3 protein-coding genes are annotated in these 3,239 nt (G+C 63.5%); all 3 read right to left on the bottom strand.

The genetic code is table 11. The features are described 5' to 3' along the window. Nucleotides 1-117: 117 nt before the first annotated feature. The 3 genes from ugpC to EOA33_RS29235 are packed head-to-tail and all read right to left on the bottom strand — an operon-like array spanning nt 118 to nt 2,960. Entirely contained in the window at nt 118-1,185 is a 1,068-nt protein-coding gene (gene ugpC, locus EOA33_RS29245; RefSeq protein WP_126056876.1) for a sn-glycerol-3-phosphate ABC transporter ATP-binding protein UgpC, read from the bottom strand. Between the two features lie 3 nt (nt 1,186-1,188). Continuing rightward, nucleotides 1,189-2,037 (bottom strand): carbohydrate ABC transporter permease, encoded by an 849-nt coding sequence (locus EOA33_RS29240; RefSeq protein WP_126056877.1) that lies wholly within the window; start codon nt 2,035-2,037, stop codon nt 1,189-1,191. Further along, complete coding sequence (locus EOA33_RS29235) at nt 2,037-2,960, bottom strand: sugar ABC transporter permease (RefSeq protein ID WP_127407226.1); 924 nt, start codon at nt 2,958-2,960, stop codon at nt 2,037-2,039. Before EOA33_RS29235 ends, EOA33_RS29240 begins: the two co-directional genes overlap by 1 nt. Nucleotides 2,961-3,239: the final 279 nt, after the last annotated feature.

Raw genomic sequence — 3,239 nt, 5'->3', positions numbered from 1 at the left:
GCGCTGGTACGCTCGGGGATATTGGCCGACGTCGACGACCTCAGCGCGCTTTTCGACCGCCAAGGCGCGTACCCCGACTATACGCTGGACGCGTTCCACTGGCGCTGATCGGCCGGCTCACCCGATCCGGTTTCCATCTTTTGGATCGAACAGATGCAGCGCCGCCGGATCGGCCGACAGCCGCACAATGTCGCCCGGCCTAACGTTGCTGCGCCCCATGACGAAGACGCAGACCTGCTGGTTGGCGAGCCTGACATAGAACTGCGTCGACAGGCCAAGCGGCTCGACCACCTCGACCTCCGCCTTGAGCGCGCCATCGTCGACCAGCCTGATGTGTTCCGGGCGCAGCCCGATGGTGAGCGCATCGCTATCCTCCAGAGGCAGCCCGTCCGGCAGCCTGAGCTTCTGGCCGTCGGCGAGCACGGCATCGAGCTTGCCGGCCTTGGCGACCTTCGCCGGCAAGAAATTCATGCCGGGCGAGCCGATGAAGCCGGCAACGAAGGTGTTGACCGGCCGGTCGTACAGCTCCAGCGGGTGGCCGACCTGCTGCACATAGCCGTCATGCATGACGACGATGCGGTCTGCCATGGTCATCGCCTCGACCTGGTCGTGCGTGACATAGACCGAGGTGGTCTTGAGCTGCTGGTGCAGCGCCTTGATCTCGGCGCGCATGTGGACGCGCAATTTGGCGTCGAGGTTCGACAGCGGCTCGTCGAACAGGAAGACCTTCGGGTCGCGCACGATGGCGCGGCCCATGGCGACGCGCTGGCGCTGGCCGCCAGAGAGCTGGCGCGGCAGGCGGCCGAGGAAACTGTCGAGGCCGAGGCGCTTGGCGGCCGCGCCCACCCTGCCGTCGATCGTCGCCTTTTCGGCCTTCTTCAACAACAGGCTGAAGCCCATGTTCGACGAGACATCCATATGCGGGTAGAGCGCGTAGGACTGGAACACCATGGCGATGTCGCGGTCCTTTGGCGCGACATCGTTGACCAGCCGCTCGCCAATGCGGATCTCGCCACCAGAGACTTCCTCCAGCCCGGCGATCATGCGCAGCAAGGTCGACTTGCCGCAGCCGGACGGGCCGACCAACACGACGAATTCGCCATCGGCGATCTCGAGATCGACGCCGTGCAGGATGCGTAGCGAGCCATAGTCCTTCTCGACATGTTGCAGCGTGACGGAAGCCATTGATTACCCTTTGACCGCGCCGGCGGTGAGGCCGGTGACGAGATAGCGTTGCAGGAAGGCGAAGAAGATGCAGACCGGGATCAGCGCCAGCACCGAGGCCGCCATCATCTGCCCCCAGTCGACGGCGAACTTGCCGATGAAGGTGAGCAGGCCGACGGCGAAGGTCTTCTGGTCGTCGCTGGAGATCAGCATCAGCGCGAATAGCAATTCGCTCCAGGCGGCGGTGAAGACGAAACCGAGGGTGGCGCCCATGCCGGGCAACGTCAGCGGCACGATCACCCTGCGCATCGCCTGAGCGCGCGTGCAGCCGTCGATCATCGCCGCTTCTTCCAGATCCTTCGGGATGCCGTCGAAGAAGGACTGCATGAGGAAGGTGGCGAAGGCAGTGTTGAAGGCGGTGTAGATGATGATCAGCCCGGTCAGGCTGTTGGTCAGGCCTAGATCGCCCATGATGCGGTAGATCGGCGGGATGACCATCACCAGCGGGAAGGTCTGGGTTAGCAGCAGGAGAATGGCCAGTGTCGCCTTACCGCGAAAGGTGAAGCGCGACATGGCGTAGCCGGCGAGCGTGGCGATCACCGTCACCAAAGCCGCCGTCGATACCGAGACGATGACGCTGTTGAGGAAATAACGCGGGAAGTCGGAGGCTTCGAGCACGGTGACGAAGTTCTGGAATGTCGTTTGCGACGGCCAGAGGGTGATGCCTTCGGAGTATAGCAGGCGTTCCGGCGTCACCGAGATCTTCAGCGTCCAGAAGATCGGAAACAGCGCGAAGACCATGTAGGCGGCGATGGCGCCGTAAAGACCGATGCCGCCGGCGATGCGCGAGGAGGTGGAGCGACCGGCGATCATCAGACGTGCCTCACCAAGGTACGGCGGACGGCGATCAGCCCCACCGCATAGGCGATCAGCAACACTAGGAGCAGCACGGCGACCGCCGAGGCATAGCCCTTGTCCAGCGACTTGAAGGCGCTGACATAAATGTAGACCGGCACCGTGCTGGTCGAGCCCGCCGGCCCCCCTTCGGTCATGACGAAGATCAGGTCGGCGAAAGTGGCGATCCAGATGGTGCGCAGCATGACGGTGATCACAATGGTCGGCGCCAGGAACGGCAACGTGACCTTGGTAAAACGTTGCCAGGGCGAGGCGCCATCTATGGCGGCGGCCTCATGCAGTTCCGACGGGATCGACTTCAGCGCGGCCAGCAGCGTGATGGCGAAAAAGGGAATGCCGAACCAGATGTTGGCGATGATCGGCCCCCACATGGCGGTGGCGGGATCGGACAGTATGTTGGTCGGCTCGGCCTTCAGCCCGAGTGCGAACAACCAGTGCGGCAACGGCCCGACGATCGGGTTGAACAGCCAGGCCCAGGTGAGGCCGGAGAGGAAGGACGGCACCGCCCAGGGCAGGAACACCACCGCCTGCACCACCTTGCGGCCGACGAACGGCTTGTCGAGCAGAAGCGCCAGGCCGAGCCCGAGGAAGAACTGGAAGAACAGGCTGGCGACGGTCCACCACAGCGTGTTGATCAGCGCCTGGCCAAGGACGGCGTCCGAGAGCATAGTTTGATACTGGCCGAGCCCGACATATTCCGACTTGAAGGCCGAGAATTTGCGGAACGAATAGCTGATGCCGATGATCAGCGGCACCAGAAGCACAACGACAAGCAGGACGATAGCCGGCGAAAGATAGAGCCAGGGCTCGATCGCGGTCTTGTTCAGCCCTCTCTTGCGCGGCCGGGCGGCGGATCGGATTTCGGACACTGCGTAGGTCATACGTTTTGGCTCTACGGTGGTGAATGGGTGCCGGCGGGCAAAACAGCGTCCTTCTCCCCGTTCACGGGGAGAAGATGCCGGCAGGCAGATGAGGGGCGGCGCGAACCTTTCGGGAGTGGGCGCTGCCCCTCATCCGGCCCTTCGGGTCACCTTCTCCCCGTGAAACGGGGAGAAGGAAAAAGCCTGCGCCTACTTCTTATTTTTAGCCAGCCAGTCCTGCTGCTCCTTGGTCAGGAACGCGGCCCACGCGTCGGCCGCCTCCTTGGCCGTCTTCTGGCC

This window comes from Mesorhizobium sp. M4A.F.Ca.ET.050.02.1.1 (assembly GCF_003997725.1).
GTDB lineage: Bacteria > Pseudomonadota > Alphaproteobacteria > Rhizobiales > Rhizobiaceae > Mesorhizobium.
Note: the sequence above shows the minus strand (reverse complement) of the source record. Positions and strands in the feature narration are given on the sequence as shown.